This is a genomic window from Dyella nitratireducens, from assembly GCF_014642835.1.
GTDB lineage: Bacteria > Pseudomonadota > Gammaproteobacteria > Xanthomonadales > Rhodanobacteraceae > Dyella_B > Dyella_B nitratireducens.
Window position 1 is genome coordinate 1 of the sequence record NZ_BMJA01000002.1, and the last position, 24,074, is coordinate 24,074.

Annotated in this window: 18 protein-coding genes, 1 pseudogene and 1 riboswitch; of the genes and pseudogenes, 14 read left to right on the forward strand and 5 right to left on the reverse strand. The window is 60.4% G+C overall.

Features of this window, described 5'->3' with window-relative positions; genetic code table 11:
• Window positions 1-822 (forward strand): coiled-coil domain-containing protein (locus IEX75_RS11130; RefSeq protein WP_188794424.1); only part of this gene is annotated, 822 nt, incomplete at its 5' end.
• A 35-nt stretch (window positions 823-857) separates the two neighbouring features.
• On the opposite strand, the gene IEX75_RS11135 is transcribed toward IEX75_RS11130, so the two are convergent.
• The gene (locus IEX75_RS11135) at window positions 858-2,477 is read right to left on the reverse strand and encodes a sensor histidine kinase (protein WP_188794425.1); all 1,620 of its coding nucleotides are present in this window, start codon (window positions 2,475-2,477) and stop codon (window positions 858-860) included.
• A gap of 352 nt (window positions 2,478-2,829) precedes the next feature.
• On the opposite strand from IEX75_RS11135, the gene sucC reads away from it, so the two are divergent.
• Together sucC and sucD are read left to right on the forward strand one after the other, a co-directional pair.
• A complete protein-coding gene (sucC, locus tag IEX75_RS11140) occupies window positions 2,830-3,996 on the forward strand; it encodes an ADP-forming succinate--CoA ligase subunit beta (protein ID WP_188794426.1) in 1,167 nt (388 codons plus the stop codon).
• A 14-nt stretch (window positions 3,997-4,010) separates the two neighbouring features.
• Complete coding sequence (sucD, locus tag IEX75_RS11145; RefSeq protein ID WP_188794427.1) at window positions 4,011-4,886, forward strand: succinate--CoA ligase subunit alpha; 876 nt, start codon at window positions 4,011-4,013, stop codon at window positions 4,884-4,886.
• A gap of 96 nt (window positions 4,887-4,982) precedes the next feature.
• On the opposite strand, the gene IEX75_RS11150 is transcribed toward sucD, so the two are convergent.
• Window positions 4,983-5,594, reverse strand: a complete 612-nt coding sequence (locus IEX75_RS11150; protein WP_229720781.1) for a hypothetical protein — start codon at window positions 5,592-5,594, stop codon at window positions 4,983-4,985.
• A gap of 93 nt (window positions 5,595-5,687) precedes the next feature.
• Here IEX75_RS11150 and IEX75_RS24145 point away from each other — a divergent pair.
• Window positions 5,688-5,807, forward strand: a pseudogene (locus tag IEX75_RS24145) (succinate--CoA ligase subunit alpha); the annotation flags it as partial.
• A 134-nt stretch (window positions 5,808-5,941) separates the two neighbouring features.
• Here IEX75_RS24145 and IEX75_RS11155 read toward each other — a convergent pair.
• Entirely contained in the window at window positions 5,942-6,451 is a 510-nt protein-coding gene (locus IEX75_RS11155) for a hypothetical protein (protein WP_188794429.1), read from the reverse strand.
• Window positions 6,452-7,738: 1,287 nt separating this feature from the next.
• Between IEX75_RS11155 and IEX75_RS11160 the strand changes: the two genes are divergently transcribed.
• Together IEX75_RS11160 and IEX75_RS11165 are read left to right on the forward strand one after the other, a co-directional pair.
• Window positions 7,739-7,891, forward strand: a complete 153-nt coding sequence (locus IEX75_RS11160) for a hypothetical protein (protein ID WP_188794430.1) — start codon at window positions 7,739-7,741, stop codon at window positions 7,889-7,891.
• A 251-nt stretch (window positions 7,892-8,142) separates the two neighbouring features.
• Window positions 8,143-9,780, forward strand: coding sequence for an NAD+ synthase (locus IEX75_RS11165; protein WP_188794431.1), 1,638 nt, complete (start codon window positions 8,143-8,145; stop codon window positions 9,778-9,780).
• Window positions 9,781-10,100: 320 nt separating this feature from the next.
• On the opposite strand, the gene IEX75_RS11170 is transcribed toward IEX75_RS11165, so the two are convergent.
• Window positions 10,101-10,961, reverse strand: coding sequence for an outer membrane protein assembly factor BamD (locus IEX75_RS11170; protein WP_188794432.1), 861 nt, complete (start codon window positions 10,959-10,961; stop codon window positions 10,101-10,103).
• Between the two features lie 72 nt (window positions 10,962-11,033).
• On the opposite strand from IEX75_RS11170, the gene rluD reads away from it, so the two are divergent.
• The 3 genes from rluD (at window position 11,034) to clpB (ending at window position 15,532) form a co-directional block, all read left to right on the forward strand.
• Window positions 11,034-12,011 (forward strand): 23S rRNA pseudouridine(1911/1915/1917) synthase RluD, encoded by a 978-nt coding sequence (rluD, locus tag IEX75_RS11175; protein ID WP_188794433.1) that lies wholly within the window; start codon window positions 11,034-11,036, stop codon window positions 12,009-12,011.
• A 14-nt stretch (window positions 12,012-12,025) separates the two neighbouring features.
• Window positions 12,026-12,772: a peptidoglycan editing factor PgeF gene (gene pgeF, locus IEX75_RS11180; protein WP_188795591.1), complete on the forward strand. Its 747-nt coding sequence runs from the start codon at window positions 12,026-12,028 to the stop codon at window positions 12,770-12,772.
• 174 nt (window positions 12,773-12,946) lie between these two features.
• Window positions 12,947-15,532, forward strand: coding sequence for an ATP-dependent chaperone ClpB (gene clpB / locus IEX75_RS11185; protein WP_188794434.1), 2,586 nt, complete (start codon window positions 12,947-12,949; stop codon window positions 15,530-15,532).
• Between the two features lie 100 nt (window positions 15,533-15,632).
• Here clpB and IEX75_RS11190 read toward each other — a convergent pair whose 3' ends face one another.
• Window positions 15,633-18,137: a TonB-dependent receptor plug domain-containing protein gene (locus tag IEX75_RS11190; RefSeq protein ID WP_188794435.1), complete on the reverse strand. Its 2,505-nt coding sequence runs from the start codon at window positions 18,135-18,137 to the stop codon at window positions 15,633-15,635.
• A 300-nt stretch (window positions 18,138-18,437) separates the two neighbouring features.
• Window positions 18,438-18,651, forward strand: a riboswitch (cobalamin riboswitch).
• A gap of 110 nt (window positions 18,652-18,761) precedes the next feature.
• Between IEX75_RS11190 and cobO the strand changes: the two genes are divergently transcribed.
• Genes cobO through IEX75_RS11215 form a run of 5 tightly spaced genes read left to right on the forward strand, consistent with a single transcriptional unit; the run spans window position 18,762 to window position 24,006 of the window.
• Window positions 18,762-19,364, forward strand: coding sequence for a cob(I)yrinic acid a,c-diamide adenosyltransferase (cobO, locus tag IEX75_RS11195; protein WP_188795593.1), 603 nt, complete (start codon window positions 18,762-18,764; stop codon window positions 19,362-19,364).
• A gap of 2 nt (window positions 19,365-19,366) precedes the next feature.
• Window positions 19,367-20,653: a cobyrinic acid a,c-diamide synthase CobB gene (locus IEX75_RS11200; protein WP_308422148.1), complete on the forward strand. Its 1,287-nt coding sequence runs from the start codon at window positions 19,367-19,369 to the stop codon at window positions 20,651-20,653.
• Complete coding sequence (gene cbiB, locus IEX75_RS11205) at window positions 20,650-21,570, forward strand: adenosylcobinamide-phosphate synthase CbiB (RefSeq protein WP_188794437.1); 921 nt, start codon at window positions 20,650-20,652, stop codon at window positions 21,568-21,570. Before IEX75_RS11200 ends, cbiB begins: the two co-directional genes overlap by 4 nt.
• Window positions 21,563-22,546 carry a threonine-phosphate decarboxylase CobD gene (cobD, locus tag IEX75_RS11210; protein ID WP_188794438.1) on the forward strand — a complete coding sequence of 328 codons (984 nt, stop codon included), beginning with the start codon at window positions 21,563-21,565 and terminating at the stop codon, window positions 22,544-22,546. The genes cbiB and cobD overlap by 8 nt, the downstream gene beginning before the upstream one ends.
• Complete coding sequence (locus tag IEX75_RS11215; RefSeq protein ID WP_188794439.1) at window positions 22,543-24,006, forward strand: cobyric acid synthase; 1,464 nt, start codon at window positions 22,543-22,545, stop codon at window positions 24,004-24,006. Before cobD ends, IEX75_RS11215 begins: the two co-directional genes overlap by 4 nt.
• Window positions 24,007-24,074 lie beyond the last annotated feature (68 nt).

Below are 24,074 nucleotides of genomic sequence, written 5' to 3' on the forward strand. Positions count from 1 at the left end.
GAGAACGACGACATCGGTACGCTCAAACCCACCCAGGAACGCGCCATCCCCGATGGGAAGGGCGGCTGGAAGATGGTGAGCGACGCGGATGCCGCCAAGCCAGCTAGCCATCCCGCCCTACCGCCAGCGGCCAAGATCGATCCCAAGCAGCTGGGGCCGCTCAACGACAAGGGGGTTTATCCAGGCGGCGATGGCAATAGTTACGTGCGTGTCGGTGACGATCATTATCGGGTGAATTACGACCAGTCATTGAAGGGTTGGATGGTTGTCGATCCCAATCGGCCCCACGACTTCAGCAGGAGCGTGCCGGTCAAGCTGGATGGCAAGGGGGGTGTTGAGAAGGTCTTGCCTAAGCCGGAGCTTCGAGGAGGAATACATCCACGCATAGGCGAAAGAATGAAAGCCGAGGAAGACGTAAAGCAGAAAGAGAAAAGGGCTGACTCAGCTAAGGCTGAGTGGGAGAAAGCAGAGGCGAATTATAAATCTGATCAAGAAGAACACGCCCGAGCTAAAGCTGAATTGGAACAGCATTCAAAAAATTACAACTATATGGAAAGCGAATATAAATTGGCACACGATAAAAATTCGGAATTGGGTGAGTTAGCCACGCCACAAAACAAAGCTACAGAAGCTTACTTCCAAGGCCAAAAAAATCATCTGGGTGAAGTAGTTCGTAAGGATCAAGAAAAAGAGAGCTCTTGGGATTCGAAGGTCAAGGACGCTCGTACCGAAGCTGATAAAAAAAAGAAAAATTACGAGCAAGCCCAAAGCGAGCTTTCAGATGCGCAGAAAAAGTTGCGTGATGTTCAAGAGCGTCGCTGACAAAATCTCTCCACGAATCGCCAACAAGCCTTGGGCTACACCGCAGGCTCGATCCGTACCGGGGGTGTCAGCACCAATCTGAAGCAACTGCCACCTCCGGCCACGCGCACGTATTCGAGCACGGCCTGATTCGCCTCGGCCATCTGGCGTGCGAGATAAAGCCCGAGCCCGGTGCCGTACTCATGTGTGGTGTAGAACGGTTCAAAGATTTGCGCAGCCACTTTCGGTGCAATGCCGGGGCCGCGGTCGATGACTTCCAGGATCGGTACGCCATGTTCACCGTGACGAACCACGACCAGTACGCGGGCTGGCTCGCCGGGCATGCGGCCGTAGCGCAGCGCGTTCTGCACCAGGTTCCAGATCACCTGATGAAGCTGTTGCGGGTCGGCCACGGCGACGACCGGTTGTGCGCTGTTGTCGATCACGCGCAGCGAATCGTTGCCGATGTCGTTGCCTTGTTTGTATTCGTCGACGAAACCGTGCGCCCAGTCGCCGAGGTTCAGCGTTTCAGGGCGTGAGCGCTCGCGCCGCGACAACTGCAGGATGTTCTCGATGATGTCGTTGAGGCGGCTGCAGTGGTTGTTGATGATCTCCACCATGCGCAGGTCGGTGGAACTCATTTCATTCGATTCGGCCAACAGCTGCGCGGAGTAGCGGATGGCTGCCAGCGGATTGCGGATCTCGTGCGCGATAGAGGCGGAGAGACGGCCTAGCGAACCGAGCGTCAGTTCTTCTGCGCGGCGTGATACCAGCGAGGTGTCATCCAGGAAGATCAGCACCAGTGAATCATCGTTCGGCGCGAGGCGGCTGAAACGCGGCACCACTTCCGGCATGCCGTCGGCGAGCTGGGTGGCGGTTTCGTCCAGCTTGCCGGAGGTGATCCAGTGATACAGGCGGCGCGACAGTTCCGGCGCTACGCGGCCGAGGTCGCGCTGGTCGGACGAGGGATTGCCCAGCAGCATCCAAGCCGATTCGTTGATCTGGTGGATGCGGTTGGCGTCGTCCACCAGCATCACGCCGGTTTTCATGCGGCGGATGATCAGCTCATTGACCTGCGCCAGATTGACCAGATCGATGCTGCGCTGTTCGGCGAGCGCTTCGCTGGCGCGCAATTGGCGGCCAAGCACGTTACACAGCACCACGATCGCGAAATAGGCCATGCCGAACAGGCCTGATTCGAGGAAATCGCGGTCGTCGACAGAAGCCGGATGCGGCAGGGAAAACAGTGTGCGCCCAAGTACACCCAGCGTGGCTGCCGCGGCGAGGAATAGCGCAAGTCTCAGCGGCAGCAGCAGCGCACCTGCGGCCAGATTGACCGCCAGCATCATGGCGATGCCGATGCGTGCGTCGTTCATTGCGGCGATCGCCAACACCGCCGCGACGATATCCATCAGCAGCGTGCCCAGGATGCCCAGCCAGCCCAGCGCCTTGGTCAGGTGAGTGATGGAAATCACCGCCAGGGCGAACAGCAGGTAGCCGGCGGCAACCACTCGGGCCAGGTCGGCGCTGTCCAGATGCGGCCAGCCCATGCCGCTGGGTGTAAAGGCCAGCCCCATGTAGACCAGTGCCTGGGCCAGCCGGAAATAATTCAGAAACAGCAGCTCGTGACGGGTGGTCGTGCTATTGGGCGAGTCGACGATCGCGCGGCTGGACACGGTTGGCACACTCACGAGGAGAAGTGGGTAAATGCCCCTTTCCCTTCCGGGGAGAGGGTTGGGTGTGGGAATAATCTTGCGCTAGAACAACACCGAAGCGCACTCCGATGCAGCACTTTCGCAAGATTGCCCCCTCGCCTTAATCCTCGCCCCAAAGGGGAGAGGAAGCAAACACCACAGGCCCGCCCCTTTCCATCGCACCCCGCTTCCGCGAAAATACCGGGCCGTATTGCGCGGTTTTCCCCGACGCACTGCACGCGCCGGTAGTGCGTAACACCGCCGTCCGTTCTCCCAAGCCTGTGCTGTGGCTACCGCGCAGGCTCGATCCTTCCCCATTCACTCGAGGTAGCGAATGAATTTCCACGAGTACCAGGCCAAAGAGCTGTTCGCGCAGTACGGCATTGCCGTGCCGCCGGGCAAAGTCGCAAGTTCCCCCGACGCCGCCGTCGATGCCGCCAAGCACCTGGGCGGCACGCAATGGATGGTCAAGGCTCAGATCCACGCAGGCGGCCGCGGCAAGGCCGGCGGCGTCAAGTTCTGCAAAAGCCTGGATGACGTGCATGCCGCCGCCAAGGGCATGCTGGGCAAGAGCATGGAAACCTACCAGTCCGCCGGCCGTGCGTTGCCGGTGAACCTGGTGCTGGTGACCGATGCCACCAACATCGCCAAGGAGCTGTACCTGTCGATCCTGGTCGACCGCGACAGCAAGGCCGTCACCTTCATCGCTTCCAAGCACGGCGGCGTGGACATCGAACAGGTGGCCCGCGAAACGCCGGACGACATCCACACCATCGTGGTGGACTTCATCGAAGGCCTGCAGCCTTACCAGTGCCGCCAGCTCGGCTTCGCGATGGACCTGAATCCCAAGCAGGTCACGCAGCTCACCAAGATCATGCTGGGCCTGTACAAGCTGTTCAACGAGAAGGACCTGTCGCTGGTCGAGCTCAACCCGCTCGCCATTCTCGAAGACGGCAACCTCGCCGCCCTCGATGGCAAGGTCAATTCCGACGACAACGCCGAGTTCCGCCATGCGGACCTGGCCAAGATGCGCGACCTCACGCAGGAAGACGCCGCCGAAGCGGCCGCCGTGCAGCACAACCTCAACTACGTGACCATGGACGGCAACATCGGCTGCATGGTCAACGGCGCAGGCCTGGCCATGGCCACCATGGACGTGATCAAGCTGGCGGGCGGCGAGCCGGCCAACTTCCTCGACGTCGGCGGCGGCGCCACCAAGGAGCGCGTCACCGAGGCGTTCAAGCTGATTCTTTCCTCCGACAAGGTGAAGGCCATCCTGGTCAACATCTTCGGCGGCATCGTGCGCTGCGACCTGATCGCCGACGGCATCATCGCCGCGGTGAAGGAAGTGGGCCTGAAGATTCCGGTGGTGGTGCGCCTGCAGGGCACCAATGTGGAGAAGGGCCGCGAACTGCTGGCCAACTCTGGTCTGGCCATTACGTCGGCCGACGATCTCAACGACGCGGCGAAGAAAGCCGTGGCCGCCGCGAAGTCGAAGTAAGGAGCGATTGAACCATGAGCGTATTGGTCAATAAGAACACCAAGGTGATCGTGCAAGGCTTCACCGGCCAGCAGGGCACCTTCCACGCCGAACAGGCGATCGACTACGGCACCAAGGTGGTCGGCGGCGTGACCCCGGGCAAGGGCGGCACCGAGCATATCGGCCTGCCGGTTTTCAACAGCGTGGCGGAAGCCGTGGACGAAACCGGTGCGGATGCATCCGTCATCTTCGTGCCGCCGCCGTTCGCGGCAGACTCCATCCTCGAAGCCATCGACGCCGGCGTGCGCGTGATCGTGACGATCACCGAAGGCATCCCGGTGCTCGACATGCTGCGCGTGAAGAACGTGCTGGCCCAGCATCCGGAAACCGTGCTGATCGGACCGAACTGCCCCGGCATCATCACCCCGGACGAATGCAAGATCGGCATCATGCCGGGCCACATTCACATGGCAGGCAAGGTCGGCATCGTGTCGCGCTCCGGCACGCTGACCTATGAAGCCGTGTTCCAGACCACCAACGAAGGCCTCGGCCAGTCCACCTGCATCGGCATCGGCGGCGACCCGATCAATGGTCTGAACTTCATCGACTGCCTGAAGCTGTTCCAGGACGATCCGCAGACCGAAGGCATCATCATGGTCGGCGAAATCGGCGGCAGCGCCGAAGAAGAAGCGGCGGAGTTCATCGGCGAATACGTCAAGAAGCCGGTAGTGTCGTTCATCGCGGGTGCGTCGGCTCCGGCCGGCAAGCGCATGGGCCATGCCGGCGCGATCATCTCCGGTGGCAAGGGCACGGCGGCTGCCAAGTTCGCTGCGCTGGAGAAGGCGGGTGTCACCACGGTGAAGTCGCCGGCGGATCTCGGCAAGACGCTGGCGGGTTTGCTCAAGAAGTAATCAGTTGTGTTGCTACACATAGCAGAAGGGCCGCGGTGGCGCGGCCCTTTTGTTTCTTACGTCAGTCGAGATTGCGAAGCTTTACCCGGCATAGGCCTAAGTCTTCTGTATGAATTCTACGCCTTCAGCTGTATTTTTGGGATCAGCTGGTGAAAATTCGTAGGTGTAAGGACCATTTATTTTGGGACCTATTGATCCCATTGATTCCAGTGACACATCGTGTTTGCCGTTTCCTCGGATAGTTACGCTGCCGTCCTCGTTTGAAGTGACACTGGCGACGTCCTCGAAATGGGCGTTGATGGGTCCGTTTGCTTTGATGGGGTCATCTTCACCTTCTTTGAGTTGGGTCGTCCCGTATCCGGACATGTCAATGTTAAGAGCGCCGTCTGCATCTTCGGAGTAGTGGATCTCGGGAGGGCGAGGGTAAGAGTGTGCCGGTTCATCCGAGTGAGTGCTTGATGATTGCGGAGTGCCTGGTTGCGAGGGATTTGGAGGGGGCGGCTGCCAAGCAGGTGAATCCAAGCCCGAACCGCGTGCACTGGAAGAAGACGTGCCGATGGTTGAACCCTCAGAATGAGCGGGGAATGTGGCGTTGGAGGTGAGCGTCGGTGAGGATGTCTCGGGTTGCTTTGGCGCGGGCTGCTCAAAAGCATGGGTGGTTTGCTGAAAGTTATTCGGGTAATTCGGGGAGATGGTGGAAATTGACATATAGATGGGCTTCCCATGGTTGAGGATAAGCCTTGTTGGCAAGGCTCGATCAAAATATCCTCCGGACTGGCTAGCTGGCGGTATCGGCCTATCTTCCAAGCCGTGTTCCAGTCCACCAACGAAGGCCTGGGCCAGTCCACCTGCATCGGCATCGGCGGCGACCCGATCAATGATCTGAACTTCATCGATTGCCTGAACTTGCATTGCAGCGATCAAAACAAAAGGGCCGCGGAAGCGCGGCCCTTTTGTTTTCCTGATTCCCCGTTGGCGTTTTGCGGATCGCCACACGCTGGCAACTTCGTGCGCTTTTGATCAGTGACGGCTAACGTTGGTGCGGGTCGTCCACGCTATTTGATGCTCGTCACTACTGTTCGACTGGAACCATCTGGGACAGGAGGGCCATAGGTGAAATAGTAGGGGCCATTTCCGACGTATTGCTTGTTCCCTATGGACACGTTATACGGACCGTTTCCGCTGACAGTAGTAAGGTTGCCATCGCGCCAGAATTTAGCCTCCTTCCCGAAATGGGCGTCGTAGCTGCCGTTGATGTTGTAGACACTGGTATTGCCCATCGTGAGATGAGTGTTGCCGCGTAATCCGCTTATATCAATAGGCCCGCTATGAACAGATTCGCTATAAATTGGACTGTTCTTTGTTCTAACGTCAGGAGTTCCTGGCGCGGCAGGGTCAAAAGTGAAAGGCGACCCATTAGGCTGATCCGCGCGTGAGAACGAATGGCTCCCACGGTCAATGCGTATTTCGGGATTTGGCGACGAAGCTGGCGAGCTTCCGGCTTTGGCCATCTCGAATGAATCTGTTGTGTTGATCGGCGTAGCCAGCGAATTCGGAATTTGCATGATTCAGTACCTCACATAAATGGATCTTGCCCCTGAATGACGGACACTCCGTCAGTCGACAAAAGAGGAAAGCCTTGCCGATCAGGGTTTGGCCAACATAATTCCGGAATGGGTATGGGCAGGTGGTAGAGATTTGCACTGGTTGTCGGACATGCGTGATCTTCAGCATGGGCGGTCCTTATCCCTGGGGGATAGGGACCGGGTATATCGGGTATTGACCTGCGGGTGGCGGCGGATTGAGAGGGCGGGAGGGTAGGAAGAGTCCACCATCCTGTGGATTATCTTCTGGGGAAGGCTTTACCGGGTGAGCAGTAAAATAATGACTCATAGCAACAACCGTTCTGTGGAACTCATCCGTGATGGGGCCGTGGCTGGCAGGGCGGCCCTGTTGGGCGCCCGATGAGGGAGCCTGGTCGACTTGGCGAGAAGCGCGACCGCCTCCGTCCCCAGTGCTGATTGCAGGTCCGGAGGAGGAAGATAAGAACGGATTGGCTGCAGGGGTAAGCGTTGGCGACGATGCTTCGGGGGTGTTTGTCGCCGACTGCGCGGTATTGGGTGTCATGGTCGGCTGGAAATCATTCACATGATTGACGAGAGATGAATCGATACTTGGCATAACAGGAATCCAGATAGTTGACGATTGCCTTGGCGAAAAGCCTTGACCAGCATGCCTCTTCGCGTTCGTTGGCTGGCAGTACGGATTTACCGTTCCACGGATGTCATCGTTGAGGGCCGCTTTGCTTAAGAAGTCATCGGCTTCGCGATGCAGTGAACAAAAAAAGGGCCGTGACAACGCGGCCCTTTTGTATTTTTATGAGTTAACCAGGATTACGAACGGGTTCCCTTAGGGAAGGCTTATAGGTATCCGTTATGGAAGGCTTAGTCGTGGGAAAAGAGGAATCCATAGTCATAGGGCTAGGCCGCTCCATTGGGTAACGCGGTGGGTAACGACTATCGCTAGTGGACCTATCGGGAAGTGAGGAATCGACAGGGTCAGGCCGCGCCGCTGGGAAATACCCTGGGTCCATATCGGCAGCACTCATCGATGGTTTGGAATACGCCGGCTTTTGGGTGCCAGTGGACTGGCAGGAGCCGTTTCCGGCCTCAGATGACATGGGTCTGGACTGAGGTGGCAAGGCTTGGTTGCCTGATGATTGGTCCGTGCCTTGTTGGCTCGATTGCGAATAACCTTGTTGAAGAATTGCCAAACCCAGGTGTGGTCCATTCGGCGGCGCAGGATTATTGGAATTTATCCAGCCGGGTGTATCCAGGTTCGGACCTCGCGCTTTGGCGTCCATCGAACTGGTGCTGGTGGCCGATCCGGGGGAAGAGGAGAACGGATTGGCTGTAGAGGTAAGCGTTGGCGACGATGCCCCAGAGATGTCGGTTGCCGACTGCGCGGTATTGGATGTCATGGCCGGCTGGAAGTCATTCACATGATTGACGAGAGATGAGTCGATACTTGGCATAACAGGATTCCAGATAGTTGACGATTATCTTGGCCAAAAGCCGTGACCAGCATGCTCCTTCGCGTTCGTTGGCTGGCAGTATGGATTTACCGTTCCCACGGATGTGATCGTTGAGGGCTGCTTTGCCCGGATGGGCGGGACTCTTGAATGATCTGCAGACATGCTCTTGTCTTGCGGACTTCCACTACCATGTAGCGCCAGTCGAACCTGGATAAGCAACACATGGCCGTTCTTCGCCTGGCGCTGGCTCAATACGATTTCCCCGTCGGCGCCGTCGCCGCCAATACCGCCAAGGTCCGTGAGCTGATGGCGCGCGCCCGCGAAGGCGGTGCATCGCTGGCGGTATTTCCCGAACTGACGATCAGCGGCTACCCGCCTGAAGATCTGTTGCTGCGACCGAGCTTCCTCGCTGCCTGCCAGGAGGCCATTCAAGCGATTGCTACCGACACCAACGGGCTGGCTGCGATCGTCGGTTTTCCGCATAGCGTGGGCGAGGTATACAACGCTGCGGCGTTCCTGCGTGGCGGCGAGATCGTGCAGATCACGCACAAGCAGGCGTTGCCGAATTACGGCGTGTTCGACGACAAGCGCTATTTCCGCCCCGGCCGCACGAGCGCGGTGGCGGTGGTCGATGGGGTGCGCGTCGGTTACCTGATTTGCGAAGACGTGTGGCAGGCCGAGCCCGCTGCCGCCGCCGCCGCCGCGGGTGCGGAGCTGATCGTGGTGATCAATGCTTCGCCCTGGGATGACGCCAAGCAGGCAGAGCGCGAAGAAGTATTGGTGGCCCGCGCGAAGGAAACCGGCTGTGCCTTGGTGTATCTCAATCTCATCGGTGGTCAGGATGAGGTCGTTTACGATGGCGGTTCGCTGCTGGTCAATGGCGATGGCAGCATCGCTGCACGTGCACCGTCGTTCGTCGACGCGTTGCTGTGGGCCGATTTCGATACCACCACCCGCACGCTGCAGGCGTTGGACTGGCCCAGCGTGCCGGACACTTCGCATGAAGCGACGCTCTATGCGGCATTGGTGCGGGGCATTCGCGACTACATCGACAAGAACGGTTTCGGCGGCGTGTTGCTCGGGCTTTCCGGTGGTATCGATTCGGCGCTCACCTTGGCATTGGCCGTGGATGCGCTCGGACCGGATCGCGTCACCGCCGTCATGATGCCGATGCGCTATACCTCCGAGCTGTCGCTGGAAGGTGCGCGCGGACAGGCTGAGCGGATGGGTGTGGAATACCACGTGATCAGCATCGAGCCGGTCTACGAAGCCTTCATGGGGCAACTGACGCCTGTGTTCGCCGGCAAAAAGCCGGATGTCACCGAGGAAAACCTGCAATCACGCACACGCGGCGTGATGTTGATGGCGCTGTCCAACAAACACAGCCGCCTGCTGCTGGCTACGGGCAACAAGAGCGAAATGGCGGTGGGTTACGCCACCTTGTACGGCGATATGTGCGGGGCCTATGCGCCGCTCAAGGATGTGTACAAAACCGAGGTGTATCGGCTCTCGCGCTGGCGCAACCTGGCCGAACAGCGCAAACAGGGTGCAGAGGCGTGGGTCATTCCACCCGCCGTCATCGAACGTCCGCCGTCGGCCGAATTGCGCGACAACCAGACCGACCAGGATTCGTTGCCGCCCTACGATGAGCTGGATGCGATCCTTGCGCGTTTCATCGAAGAAGAGCAATCGCAGGCGGAAATCATCGCGGCGGGTTATGACGCGGCCACCGTCCATCGCGTGGTGCGGCTGGTGCTGGTCAACGAATTCAAGCGGCGCCAGGCGGGGCCAGGTCCGCGCGCGACGACACGCGCATTCGGCCGCGAGCGGCGTTATCCCATTACCTCGGGCTGGAAATAGCGCGAGTTGGGGTTTGCACCCTGATATATCTCCACGTTTTTCGAGCTGTTCAAGGATGGGCTTTTTCGCGGCCAATACTTAGCATTTTTACCTCGGTGTCATTCCGGCGAAGGCCGGAATCTATGGTGAATGCGAAGCATGGATTCCGGCCTTCGCCGGAATGACGACTCGGTCATTTAATAGATCTTGGGCAGCTTGCTGATTTTGTTTAGATCATCAAGCAGGAAACGTGAGGATGGCTGAGGGTTTGCACCTCAATCTACAAAAGAAAAAGCCGGTGGCTCAACGCACACCGGCTTTTTTTATAGAAGCCTGTTTGCTTAGTAGTGACCCGAGAACGGAATCATCTTGCGCAGCATCGATGGCGAATGCGGCCAATGCGGATCTTTGAGGTACGGATGATCCGGATAGTTGAGTGCCAATACTTGGCGTACCTGGTCGGCCTGTTGCTTCTCACCCAGCGAGAGGTAGCTGCGGCACATGATGGCCAGTGCGTCGCCAGCCTGCGGCGATTCCTGGTAGTGCTCGATCACGTACTGCGCACGATCGGCCGACGCCACAAAAGCTTTGTTGCGCAGGTAGAACTTGGCCACGTTGATTTCGTATTGGGCCAGCACGTTGCGCAGATAGATCATGCGTTGGCGTGCATCGGCAGCGTAGGCGCTATCGGGGAAGCGGCGGCTGAGTTCGGCGAAGTCGTCGAACGATTTCAGGTTGTAGCCCTGGTCGCGACGCGTCTGCTTGCCGACTTCCTGGCTGCTGAACGTGCGCTCGATGAATCCCGCGGTGCGGTCGAAGTTGATCAGGCCGCGCAGATAGTAGGCATAATCCACATGTGGATTGAGCGGATTCGACTTGATGAAGCGGTTGACCGTGGAATAAGCGTCGTCCGGCTTGTTGTTCTTGTATTGCGCATAAGCCAGTTCAAGCTGGGCCTGTTCATTGAACGGGCCGGACGGGAAACGGGCAATCAGACGCTGGTACGCTTTCTCGGCCGCCGAATAGTCGGCGTGTTGCAGATCGGTATGAGCCTTGGCGTAAAGCTGCGGCAACGGCAAGGTATCGAGCGGATCGCCGGTATGACGGAACCACGAGCAGGCGCTCATCGTCAGTGCCAGGACGAGCACGATCAGTACTTTAAGGGCAGATGTCGGGGCGACCGGCAGCTTGGTTACGCGCATGAGGTTAGGGGTTCAGATGTTTGAGCGAAAAGGGATCATAGCCGAAACCGGCACTCGGCCGGGGGGTCAGGGATGACCGGCTCCATCATTCGTCATGAGGCGGTCGTGCCCCTGTCTGCCGCAGGCCGGAGGTTCGACCAAGCTTTGGCCGAGATGTTCCCGGACTATTCCCGTTCGCGTCTGACCGGCTGGATCAAGGCCGGCGCGGTCACGCTGGACGGCGCCCCGGCCGCGCCGCGCCATCTGCTGAAGGGCGGCGAGCAGGTGCGGTTGGAGGCGGAACTGGAGGTCGAAGTCTCCAGCGCACCCGAAGCCATCGACCTGGATCTCGTCCACGAGGACGACCACCTGCTGGTGCTGAACAAGCCGGCCGGCCTGGTGGTACATCCCGGCGCCGGCAACCCGGCCGGCACGCTGCTCAATGCGCTGCTTCACCATGATCCGAAACTGGCCGAACTGCCGCGCGCCGGCATCGTCCACCGCCTGGACAAGGACACCTCCGGCCTGATGGTCGTCGCCAAGACCCTGGCCACCCACACCGCCCTGGTCGACATGCTGTCCCGCCACGACGTCGAGCGCCAATACGAAGCCATCGTGCTGGGCGCGCTGATTGCCGGCGGCACCGTCGACGCACCCATCGGTCGCCATCACAGCGATCGCCTGCGCCAGGCCGTGCGCGATGAAGAAGACGGCAAGCACGCCGTCACCCACTACCGCCTGCGCGAGCGTTTTCGAACGCACAGCTTGATTCAATGCAATCTGGAAACCGGACGCACGCACCAGATTCGCGTGCATATGGCGCATATCGGTCATCCGCTGGTCGGCGATCCGTTGTACGGTGGCAGCCTGAAACTGCCCAAGCGTGCCACGCCGGAATTGGTTACTGCTTTGCGAGGTTTCCGCCGGCAGGCGCTGCACGCAGAGCGTTTGTCGTTCGAACATCCAGTGACTGGCGAAGCCTTGTCGTTCGAGTCGGCGCGTCCTGAGGACGTGAACGCTCTGATCATGACGCTGCGTAGCGATCTCGCGGCCAACGGTCCCAACGAGTAATCACCGTGCCTTCCATGACCGATGCCTGGCTTTTTCCCGATTGGCCCGCACCGCGTGGCGTACACGCAGCGGTGAGCACGTGCGATGGGCCGGGTGTTTCGCAGGCACCGTTCGGGCGCTTCAACCTCGGTTTGCGCAGCGGTGAGGACGAGCAGACTGTGCGCAGCAATCGAAGCGCATTGCGCCAGTCGCTTGCGCTGCCGGCGGAGCCGCGTTGGTTGCGGCAGGTGCACGGCACCACGGTTGCGGAACTGGGTCCCTTGCCTAGTCCGCACGAGCCCGAGGCGGATGCAGCGGTGTCGCATTTGCCCGGCACGGTACTGGCGATTCTCACGGCCGACTGTTTGCCGGTGCTGTTCTGCGCCGATGACGGCGGCACCATCGGTGCGGCGCATGCCGGATGGCGCGGACTTGCTGCCGGCGTGCTGGAAGAGACTGTCGCGCAAATGCAGCGGCCGGCAGCGAATCTGCTGGCCTGGCTGGGGCCGTGCATCGGCGCGCCGTCATATGAAGTGGGCGAGGAGGTGCGCAAGGCCTTTCTTCATCACGATGCGGCGGCGGCATCCGCTTTCGTGGCGACGCGCACGGGTCATTACTTGTGCGATCTGGCGGTGCTGGCCCGACAGCGTCTTGCGGCGGCGGGCGTGACGCGGATTTACGGCGGCGGTTTCGACACCCGCGGCGATGAACGCTTTTATTCCTATCGGCGCGAAGGTGCGCGTAGCGGGCGGTTTGCCAGTCTGATTTGGTTGGAGCCGTAGGTTGGGGTGCAAACCCCAACGTTGCCATGCCACTGGGATCATGATGTTGGGGTTTGCACCCCAACCTACGCGGGCTTAACACCCCTTTGAGCCAAGCTTGAATCATTGCGCCGCGTCCGCATCTCTGCGGGCAGTGGCGGCACGTCCGCCAAAAACCTTTTGGGGATACCTCTGATGCGAATGGACAAACTCACCTCGCGTTTCCAGCAAGCGCTGGCCGATGCGCAATCGCTGGCGGTAGGACGCGATCACAACATGCTCGAGCCGGCGCACATCATGGCGGCCCTGCTCGACCAGCAAGGCGGTTCCACCGCGCCGCTGCTGACGCAAGCACACGTCAACGTGCCGGCCTTCCGCCAGCGCGTGTTCGAGCTGGTCGACCGGTTGCCGAAAGTCAGCGGGCAGGAAGGCAGCATCCACGCCAGCAACGAGCTGACGCGCCTGCTCAATCTCACTGACAAGCTCGCGCAGCAACGCGGTGACCAGTTCATCGCCAGCGAGCTTTTTGTACTGGCTGCGCTGGAAGACAAGGGTGAACTGGGGGCTGCGCTGAAAGCAGCCGGTGCCACCAAGGCGAACCTGGAAGCTGCGATTGAGAAACTGCGCGGCGGCGAAAAAGTGCAAAGCGAAAACGCGGAAGACCAGCGGCAGGCGCTGGAGAAATACTGCGTCGATCTCACCGCCCGCGCGGAGAGCGGCAAGCTTGATCCGGTGATCGGCCGCGACGAGGAAATCCGCCGCGTGATCCAGGTGCTGCAACGTCGTACCAAGAACAACCCGGTACTGATCGGCGAACCCGGCGTCGGCAAGACGGCCATCGTCGAGGGACTGGCCCAGCGCATCATCAAGAACGAAGTGCCTGAGGGCCTGCGCGACAAGCGCGTGCTTTCACTCGACATGGGGGCGCTGATTGCGGGTGCGAAATTCCGCGGCGAATTCGAGGAGCGCCTGAAGGCCGTGCTCAATGACCTGGCCAAGAACGAAGGCCAGATCATCCTCTTCATCGATGAGCTGCACACGATGGTCGGCGCCGGCAAAGCCGAAGGCGCGATGGATGCCGGCAACATGCTCAAGCCTGCACTGGCGCGCGGTGAACTGCACTGCATCGGTGCCACCACGCTGGACGAATACCGCAAATACATCGAGAAGGATGCTGCGCTGGAGCGCCGTTTCCAGAAAGTCTTCGTGGGCGAGCCGAGCGTGGAAGACACCATCGCGATCCTGCGCGGCTTGAAGGAACGCTACGCCATGCACCATGGCGTGGAGATCACCGACCCGGCGATCGTTGCCGCGGCCACCCTGTCGAACCGCTACATCACCGATCGGCAACTGCCCGACAAAGCCATCGACCTGATCGATGAAGCGGCCTCGCGCATCCGCATGGAGATCGACTCCAAACCGGAAGAGCTCGACCGTTTGGAGCGTCGCCTGATCCAGTTGAAGATCCAGCGCGAAATGCTGAAGAAGGAAACCGACGAGGCGTCCAAGAAACGCCTGGCGGATCTGGGCAGTGACATCGCGAAACTGGAGCGCGAGTTCTCCGATCTCAATGAAGTATGGAAGTCGGAAAAGGCTGCGCTGCAGGGCGCGACCAAGGTGAAGGAACAGATCGAACAGGCGCGTGTGGAACTCGAAGCCGCGCAGCGCCGGCAGGATTACGCCAAGATGAGCGAGATCCAGTACGGCCGCCTGCCGGAACTGGAAAAGCAGCTCGCCGCCGCGCAGGCCGCCGAAAAGCAGGAATTCAAGCTGGTGCAGGATCGCGTCACGGAAGAGGAAATCGCCGAAGTCGTTTCGCGTTGGACTGGCATTCCCGTCAGCAAGATGCTGGAAGGCGAGCGCGAAAAATTGCTGCATATGGAAGCCTCGCTGCACAAGCGCGTCGTCGGCCAGGATGAAGCGGTGCGCGCCGTCTCCGACGCGATCCGCCGTGCACGTGCAGGCCTATCCGATCCGAATCGTCCATACGGTTCGTTCCTGTTCCTGGGCCCCACCGGCGTAGGCAAGACGGAACTCTGCAAGGCGCTGGCCGAATTCATGTTCGACACGCAGGAAGCGATGGTGCGTATCGACATGAGCGAATTCATGGAGAAGCATTCCGTAGCGCGCCTGATCGGTGCCCCTCCGGGCTACGTGGGTTACGAGGAAGGCGGCTACCTCACCGAAGCCGTGCGCCGCCGTCCCTACAGCGTGATCCTGCTGGATGAGGTGGAGAAAGCGCATCCGGATGTGTTCAACGTGCTGCTGCAGGTGCTGGACGATGGTCGCCTTACCGACGGCCAGGGGCGCACGGTGGATTTCCGCAACACGGTCATCGTGATGACCTCCAACCTCGGCTCGCAGCTGATTCAGGAAAACGCGGGCGATAGCGAAGCGGACTATCTGCAGATGAAGGCCGCGGTGCTCGGCGTGGTGCAGGCGCACTTCCGGCCTGAATTCATCAACCGCCTGGATGAGCTGGTGGTGTTCCGCCCGCTGGAGAAAAAGCAGATCCGCAAGATTGCGCTGATCCAGCTCACCTATCTGGAAAAGCGTCTGGCCGAGCGTCAGCTCAAGCTGGAGATCGACGACAAAGCGCTGGATCTGCTCGGCAACGTGGGTTTCGATCCGGTGTACGGCGCCCGCCCGCTCAAGCGTGCGATCCAGCAGCAACTGGAAAATCCATTGGCGAAGGAAATCCTGGAAGGGCGCTTCGTATCCGGCGATACGATCTCGGTGGCGGCGGAAGGCGGGCATCTCGTCTTCCACAAGCACGCGTGACGCTTCTTTCTCTTTCGGGAGGCATAAAAAAATCCCGGCTCATTGGCCGGGATTTTTCATGCACGTATCGCATGTAATGCTTGGCAGTGGGCTTGTTGGGTCACCAGTGATAGATCACTTTGGTGTAATAGTAACGCCCATTGAAGCCCGCGGGTGAAAAATTTGAGTAAGGAATGGTGCCGTCGTTGTTGTTGGCGGCAATCGTCTTGTCCGGATAGCTGTTGGTGGCGTTGTCCAAGCCCAGCGTAAACGTCCAATCATCCAGGTTGTAACTGCCGGCCAAGTCCAGCACCCATTGCGGGCTATAGGTCTGGTTGAGCAGGTACGAACTGTTGCTGTACGCGGTGAAGCTGCCATAGCGGGTGAGATTGCCGTTGAACACCCAGTGGCTGAGCGTGTAGTTCTCGTTGAGTATCAGTTTGCTGCGCGGCGTGGAGTTGGCCAGCAACCCCTTGATGTCGCGATAAGTCACGCGCTGCAATTGCAGGCCCAGCGCATCCAGTTGTTCAGGGTTGGCTGCGACGTGCGTCACCTGTGTGCGGTTGTAGTTGTAGCTCAGCGTGCTGTTCAACACGCCGCCGCCCAGGTTGGAGCGGAAGCTGCCGACCAGGTCGCCGCCCTGCGTGCGTGTATTCACCGCATTGGTGAAGTACTGCGCCGAGCTGTAGGCCACGTCGGTGATGCCATTGGCAGCCAGGTAATCCACCACCACCGGCCGGTTGAGGCCGCTCAGCGTGCTGGAAAGCACGATGCGGTTGTAGATGTTGATCTGATACAGGTCGAACGTCAGCGTCAGCGGATCGATCGGATTGAACACCGCGCCCACGGTGTAGTTGTGCGAACGTTCCGGCCGCAACGCCTGCGCGCCCAGCAATTGCGCCACGGGGTTGCTCACCGGCAGCAGGCCGGTCTGATAGATGCCTGGTGCAATGCCGGGGCCTGCACTGCTCGGCGTGAGGTAGGCCGAGCCGATCTGCGAATAGTCTTCTTGGGCCAATGAGGGCGCGCGGAAGCCGCTCGATACGCTGGCGCGCAATGCAAAGCGATCGGTGAAGTCGTAACGGCTGGCCAATGCACCAGAAACGGTATTGCCGAAATCGTTGTAATCCTCATGCCGCACTGCGAACGAGGTGCCGAGTTTGTCGGTGAGGTTGGTTTCCAGGCTTACATATTGGGCAACGTCGCTGCGGCTCCACGAACCGACGTTCACCGGGCTGTAGCCACCGAAGCCTTGCGCTCCGCCGGTCACACCCGATGTACCCACGTAATACGAGGACGGCTCGCCTGCGGTGATCTGGTACGTGTTGCGCTGATATTCGCCGCCGAACGCCACCGTCACCGGATTGGGCAGCCAGCTGAGATTGAAATCCTTGGCGATGTCCACGTCCACCAATTGCTGTGCGTTGGAGACGATACCGTCGAAGAAGGTGGTAGGCGTGTAGCCGAAGTCGTGCAGATAGGCGTAGTTGGCGGTGTGGATGGTATCGAGCGATACGCGATTGCCGCCGTAGTTGGCACTCACATCCCAGCGCCAGCCGCCACTGGTGGTGCCACGCACGCCGGCCACCAACTGCTGGTCGGTGCTGCGCGATTCCAGCAGCGGCTGGTAGCCGTCCGGATAGAGCGCGTTGAGCGATGACTTGACCGAAGAGGGGTATCCAAACGGATTGCGGTACAACTCATCCGAAATACCATCGCGGAAGTGATAACTGCCAAATGCATAGAACTGGATGTTGCTGGTGATGTCGTACTGCGTGTTAAGGAACAGATTGTGCTGGCTCACCGTGGGGTCGCCGAACACCTGTTTCTCGCCCAGCTGCGGATAGCGGATATCGACACCGCCATGATTGGTCGGGTCCTGATGTCCATCATCTACGGAGATGCGCAACCAACCCTTGTCGCCGTTCAACGGGATGCCGACGTTGGCCGAACCCGTCCACTGCTTGCCGCCACCGCGCTGGTAACGGCCGCCATCCAGCTCGACCGAGCCGCCTTGCGCACCGTGCTTCAGGATGATGTTGATCACACCCGCGATGGCATCGGAGCCGTACTGCGCCGATGCACCATCGCGCAGCACTTCGATATGGTCGATCGCGGACAGCGGAATGGTGTTGAGATCCACCGGCGCCGAACCGCGGCCAATGGTGCCATCCACATTCACCAACGCGCTGGTGTGCCAGCGCTTGCCATCCACCAGTACCAGCACTTCATCCGGTGCCAGGCCACGCAAGGTGGCGGGGCGCTGCGAATCGGTCGCGTCGGTGGCAGCAGGGCGGGGGAAATTCAACGAGGGAATCAGGCGCGCCAGCGCCGCGGAAAGTTCGTTGGTGCCGGTGCTCTGCAGCGCCGAAGCCGGCACGACGTCAATAGGCGAGAGCGAACTGCTGTCGGTGCGGTTCTGCGTGCGCGTGCCGGTCACGATCACGGCCTGCAGATTTTTCGCATTGTTGGTGGAGGGTGTGCTGGTGCTTTGCGTGTTCTCCTGCGCAGCCGCCGAGGAAGCGAGTGCAAGCAGAAGGGAAGCGGTGAGTAGCGTGGTGGCGTTCCTGGCAGAGCCGTTCTGCTGAGACCTGGCCTGATGAGGCCGGTTGTTATCGTTAGTCATTGCGGATGGTTCCCCTAAGCTTTGTTATTGCTGCGCAGCAGCAAATTGCAGATTAATGACAATGCCGTTTGGCAGCAACCGATCATTGGGCGTCTAAAAGTCAAAATGGGAATATCCATACTGAACATGCAGTTACTGCACTCTTTGGCGCCGCTGCAAGCTCCTTTCCGATTTACGGCGGTGCCTGGGCGAAGACACATTCATCCGCCTGTGCCCGGCAACGAGCATCGTTATCCGCCCGTGTAGACCATGTCTAAAAACCCTCCAGCCGACAGACTAGGCGCGTTGCGGAGCACGCTCTAAGATGCTGCGGCCTGAGGTGACTGTCGGCGTTGCTGGCAGTTGAAACGGGAATCCGGTGCGTCACTTGCGTGGCCATGCCGGAGCTGCCCCCGCAACGGTAGGCGAGCAACGCGATTCGCACACGGCCACTGTGCTTGCACGGGAAGGCGTGAATCGGAAGGTTGTTCCTTCGCTCGCAAGCCCGGAGACCGGCCTCAAGCAGAAACCCACAGGCGGAGGGCCGTGTCGGGGCCACTGCCTCTTTCAGGTGTCGCCGCCGCTTTCCTCCGCTTGCACAGGCATACGGAGAACGACATGAGCGACCATCGATCACGCGACGATATGACGCCGGAAGAGCGCCATCGCGAACGCATGCAGCGCAAGAAGGAACTGGTCGATCGCAAGATCGCACGTGCCACCATCGACCGCGGCGTGCTGGTGGTGAACACCGGCAACGGCAAGGGCAAGAGCTCGTCCGGCTTCGGCATGCTGGCGCGCTCGCTGGGGCATGGTTTCAGGTGCGGCGTGGTGCAATTCATCAAGGGCACCTTTTCGACCGGCGAAGAAGCCTTCTTTCGTCACTTCGCCGGCGATCAGCTCGACTACCACGTGATGGGCGAAGGCTTTACCTGGGAAACGCAGGACAAAGCGCGCGACATCGCGGCGGCACAAGCGGCATGGAACATCGCGGCCGGCATGCTGGCCGATCCCGCGTACGACTTTGTGCTGCTGGATGAACTCAATATCGCGCTGGTGAAGCAATACGTGCAGCTTGAGCAAGTGCTGGATGCCGTTGCCGCACGACCATTGCAACAGCACGTCGTGATCACCGGGCGTGGCGCACCGGACGGCCTCATCGCCGTGGCCGATACGGTGACCGAGATGCGTGTGGTGAAGCACGCCTTCGATGCCGGCATCAAAGCGCAAAAGGGCATCGAATTGTGAGCATTCGCCGCTGCCCCGCCTTGCTGGTTTCCGCGCCTGCTTCCGGACAAGGCAAGACATCGGTGACGTCCGCGCTCGCGCGCTGGCACACGCGACAAGGCCGGCGTGTGCGCGTGTTCAAGACCGGGCCGGATTTTCTCGATCCCATGGTGCTTGCGCGAGCAGCCGGTACACCGGCCTATCAGCTTGATCTGTGGATGTGCGGTGAAGCAGACGTGCGCGCACGTTTGTTCGATGCCGCCGCGGATGCCGACCTGATCCTGGTGGAAGGCGTGATGGGGCTCTTCGATGGTGCGCCGTCCAGTGCCGATCTTGCGCAGCAACTGGGCTTGCCCGTGCTGGCGGTGATCGATGGCTCGGCGATGGCACAAACCTTCGGCGCGCTTGCTTGCGGGCTGGCCACTTATCGCGAAGGTCTGTCGATGTACGGTGTAGCAGCCAATCGCATCGGCAGTGCGTATCACGCGCAACTGTTGCGGGAAAGTCTGCCGCCTTCGCTGCATTGGCTGGGTGCATTGCCGCGCGAAGATCAGCTGTCGTTGCCAGAACGGCATCTTGGCTTGATCGCCGCAGGCGAGCTTGCCGATATCGATGCACGCCTCGATGCTTTGGCGGATGCATGGGCAATGCACGCCGCTACCGAATTACCGCCATCCGTTGCATTCGAAGCGCCGGTCGTCGAGACGGTTCCGCCACTGCTGAAAGGCAAGCGCATCGCCGTGGCGCGCGACGATGCGTTCTGCTTCCTGTACCCAGCCAACCTGGATTTACTGCGTGAAGCGGGTGCGGCGTTACATTTCTTCTCGCCCGTAGCGGGCGATGCGTTGCCGGCGTGCGATGCCGTGTGGTTGCCCGGCGGCTATCCAGAATTGCATCTGCAAGCCTTGTCGCAGCGGCATGATCTGAACGCCGCGCTGCGTGCGCATCGCGATGCCGGCAAACCGATGCTTGCCGAATGCGGTGGCTTGCTGTTTGCGCTCGATTCGCTGGCGGATCGGAATGGCCGTGCTGCAAACATGGCGGGCTTGCTGCCTGGGCATGCGGCGATCCAATCCCGATTGGCCGCGCTGGGCTTGCAAGGTGCTGCCTTACCGGAAGGGGAGTTGCGCGGACATACCTTCCACTATGCCCAAGCCTCCATTGATGCACAGCCGCTTGCTCACGCGTTCAACCCAAACCATGGGCCTTGCAAGGAGGCGGTGTATCGCGACCGGCGGTTTACCGCGAGCTTCGTGCACTTCTACTTTCCTTCGAATGCGCTGGTCGCATTGCAGCTGTTCTCGTCATGAGTACGGCACTGGCCATGCTCGCGGCGGTGTTGTTGGATCGCCTGCTTGGCGAACCGCGTCGCGGGCATCCCTTGGTGGCGTTCGGGCGTATGGCGGGCTGGATCGAACAGCATCTGTATGCGGACCGGCGCATGCATGGTTTGCTCGCGTGGTCACTAGCCGTGGTGACGTGCGTCGTATTGCTCGCCGTCATGCAGCGCCATGCGCCCGCATGGCTAGCCTGGTGCATGGCAGTAATCGTGTTGTATGCCGCTCTAGGCTTGCGCAGTCTCGGCGAGCACGCGCAACCGGTGGCGCACGCGCTTGCAGCGGGTGAGCTGGATGAAGCACGCAAGGCGGTCGGGCGCATGGTCAGCCGCAATACGGCACCGCTGGATGCGGGGCAAGTCGCCGCGGCGGCCATGGAGTCGGTGCTGGAAAATGGCAATGACGCCGTATTCGGTGCGCTATTTTGGTTCGCCATCCTGGGCGCACCGGGTGCCTTGCTTTACCGCTTGGCCAACACGCTGGATGCCATGTGGGGCTATCGCACGCCGCGCTACGAGCGTTTCGGTTGGGCAGCTGCGCGCATCGATGACGTGCTGAATTTCATGCCTGCGCGGCTTACCGCTTTTACCTATGCCTTGTGCGGACATTTCGAAGGCGCGATGCGCTGCTGGCATACGCAGGCGCCGCAATGGGACAGCCCCAACGCCGGTCCGGTGATGGCGGCTGGTGCCGGTGCGCTGAGAGTAAGGCTGGGTGGCGCGGCACCTTACGACGGGGTGTGGGAAGCACGTCCCGAGCTCGGTGAAGGTGCGACGCCCGATGCCGATGCCATCCATCGCGCGTTGCAGTTGCTGCAGCGTGGCGTCGTGCTCTGGCTTGCCATCGCAGGGTTGTTAGGGTTGGCGGTGCAAGGAGGCATGCATGCTTGAGCATGGCGGCCGCTTGCGGCGAGCAGCAAAGGAATACGGCATACCACTGGAGCGCTGGCTGGATCTATCGACCGGTATCAGCCCCTTTGGCTGGCCGCTGCCTGACATTCCCTCGTCGGCATGGCGGCGTCTGCCCGAGGACGATGATGGTCTGGCCGAAGCGGCACGTGCCTATTACGAAGCGCCGCACATCCTGCCTGTGGCGGGTTCGCAAGCCGCCATTCAAGCGCTTCCGTTACTGCGGCCGGCATCGCGCGTGGGCATCATCGCGCCGGGTTATGCCGAGCATGCGCATGCATGGCGACGAGCAGGCCATCACGTGGCGACTCAGCCTGTCGATATCTTGCTGGCGAACCTCGCTGCGTGGGATGTGCTGGTGCTGATCCATCCCAACAATCCAGGTGGCGAACGATTCGACCTGGACGAGCTGTTGTCGGTGCATACGGAGCTTGCAGCACGTGGCGGCTGGTTGGTGATCGATGAAGCGTTCATGGATGTAACGCCACAGGGAAGCATGTGCCGTTATACGGATCGCGATGGGCTGCTGGTGTTGCGTTCGGTCGGCAAGTTCTTCGGCCTGGCCGGTGCGCGCGCCGGTTTTGTGTGTGCAACCCCTGCGTTGCTTGAAGCGTTGCAGGAGCAACTCGGGCCGTGGACGTTGAGCGGCCCCACACGTCATGTATTGCGACATGCGCTGGCGGACCAGGCATGGCAGTTACAGGCACGTGTGCGCCTGGTGGAGGCGAGCGAACGTCTCGGCGCATTACTTGCGAGACACGGGTGGATGCCTGCTGCGGGTTGTGGATTGTTCCAGTGGTGCCGTGGTGATGACGCCTCGCGCGTACATGGTGCGCTGGCAGAGCGCGGCATTCTCACCCGTCTGTTCGACGCACCACCCAGTTTGCGCTTCGGCCTGCCGCCCGATGAGGCAGCCTTCGCACGCCTCGACCAGGCACTGGCGGAGGTGCTGCCATGACCGCGCGAGTACTGATGGTGCAAGGCTGCACCTCCGATGCCGGCAAGAGCACGCTGGTGACAGCGCTGTGCCGGTGGGCGCTTCGGCGCGGTGTGCGTGTTGCGCCATTCAAGCCGCAGAACATGGCCTTGAATTCAGCGGTGACTGTGGACGGTGGAGAGATCGGGCGAGCGCAGGCGGTGCAGGCACAGGCGTGCAGGCTGGAACCGAGCATCGATTTCAATCCGGTCTTGCTGAAACCGAATAGCGACGTGGGGGCACAGGTGATCGTGCACGGCCATCCCGTTGCCAATATGGATGCGCGCGACTATCACGAGTACAAGCGCCGCGCGTTCGAAGCCGTGATGGCTTCGCATCAGCGACTGGTGAACGCGTACGATGCCGTGATCGTCGAAGGCGCGGGCAGTCCGGCGGAAATCAATCTGCGTGATCGTGACATCGCCAACATGGGCTATGCGGAAGCGGTGGATTGTCCGGTACTGCTGATTGCCGATATCGATCGCGGTGGCGTGTTCGCGCATCTTGTCGGCACGCTCGCTTTGCTATCTCCCAGCGAACGTGCGCGCGTGGTCGGCTTTGTGATCAACCGTTTTCGCGGCGATCTGGCGTTGTTGCAGCCAGGGCTTGATTGGCTCGAACAAGAGACCGGCAAGCCGGTGCTGGGCGTGCTGCCGTATCTGCATGGCCTGCACCTGGAAGCCGAAGACGCCTTGCCACGCGGGCATCTGGACAAATCCGCAGCAGCATTGCGCGTGGTGGTGCCTGCGTTACCACGTATCAGCAACCACACGGATTTCGATGCGCTGCGTGCGCATCCTGATGTTGATCTGCATTTCGTCGGGCCGGGTGAGGCTATCCCGGCGTGTGGCCTCATCATTCTGCCTGGCTCCAAATCCACGCGTGCCGATCTGGCATGGTTGCGTGCGCAAGCTTGGGATGTAGCGATCGCACGGCATTTGCGTTATGGCGGCAAGGTGCTTGGTATCTGCGGCGGTTTGCAGATGCTGGGACATGCCGTGCACGATCCACAGGGTATCGAAGGTGAGCCCGGCTCCAGCGAAGGGTTGGGCTGGCTTGCGTTGGAAACCACGCTGGAGCCGCAAAAGCAGTTGCGTCGCGTGCAGGGCAAGCTCGCTTTTGCCGATGCCGGTGTGCAGGGGTATGAAATCCATTGCGGTGTCAGTCGCGGCGAGGCCCTGGCAAATCCGTTTGCGCAGCTTGATGATGGGCGTTCCGATGGCGCGCTGTCGATGGATGGCCAGGTGATGGGTAGTTACCTGCATGGCTTGTTTGATGATCCGCAGGCGCTATCCGCCTTGCTACGCTGGGCGGGTTTACAGGATGACGTCACCGTCGACGTGCGAGTCTTGCGGGAAAGCAGCATCGAACGGTTGGCGGATGCGGTGGAAGCGCATTTGAATACGCATTTGCTGGCGCAATGGTTATTGGTTTCAGGTTGAGGGCAATTTTGCGATGCAGTTCAATCGATATGCAGATGTAGGTTGGGGTGCAAACCCCAACATTGCCA

Coding starts and splice junctions, on each gene's coding strand:
- clpB (WP_188794434.1), top strand. CDS start 12,947: ATGCGAATGGACAAACTCACCTCGCGTTTCCAGCAAGCGCTGGCCGAT.
- pgeF (WP_188795591.1), top strand. CDS start 12,026: ATGACCGATGCCTGGCTTTTTCCCGATTGGCCCGCACCGCGTGGCGTA.
- cbiB (WP_188794437.1), top strand. CDS start 20,650: ATGAGTACGGCACTGGCCATGCTCGCGGCGGTGTTGTTGGATCGCCTG.
- cobD (WP_188794438.1), top strand. CDS start 21,563: ATGCTTGAGCATGGCGGCCGCTTGCGGCGAGCAGCAAAGGAATACGGC.
- IEX75_RS11165 (WP_188794431.1), top strand. CDS start 8,143: ATGGCCGTTCTTCGCCTGGCGCTGGCTCAATACGATTTCCCCGTCGGC.
- IEX75_RS11215 (WP_188794439.1), top strand. CDS start 22,543: ATGACCGCGCGAGTACTGATGGTGCAAGGCTGCACCTCCGATGCCGGC.
- cobO (WP_188795593.1), top strand. CDS start 18,762: ATGACGCCGGAAGAGCGCCATCGCGAACGCATGCAGCGCAAGAAGGAA.
- IEX75_RS11170 (WP_188794432.1), bottom strand. CDS start 10,961: ATGCGCGTAACCAAGCTGCCGGTCGCCCCGACATCTGCCCTTAAAGTA.
- rluD (WP_188794433.1), top strand. CDS start 11,034: ATGACCGGCTCCATCATTCGTCATGAGGCGGTCGTGCCCCTGTCTGCC.
- sucC (WP_188794426.1), top strand. CDS start 2,830: ATGAATTTCCACGAGTACCAGGCCAAAGAGCTGTTCGCGCAGTACGGC.
- IEX75_RS11190 (WP_188794435.1), bottom strand. CDS start 18,137: ATGACTAACGATAACAACCGGCCTCATCAGGCCAGGTCTCAGCAGAAC.
- sucD (WP_188794427.1), top strand. CDS start 4,011: ATGAGCGTATTGGTCAATAAGAACACCAAGGTGATCGTGCAAGGCTTC.
- IEX75_RS11155 (WP_188794429.1), bottom strand. CDS start 6,451: ATGCAAATTCCGAATTCGCTGGCTACGCCGATCAACACAACAGATTCA.
- IEX75_RS11150 (WP_229720781.1), bottom strand. CDS start 5,594: ATGTCAATTTCCACCATCTCCCCGAATTACCCGAATAACTTTCAGCAA.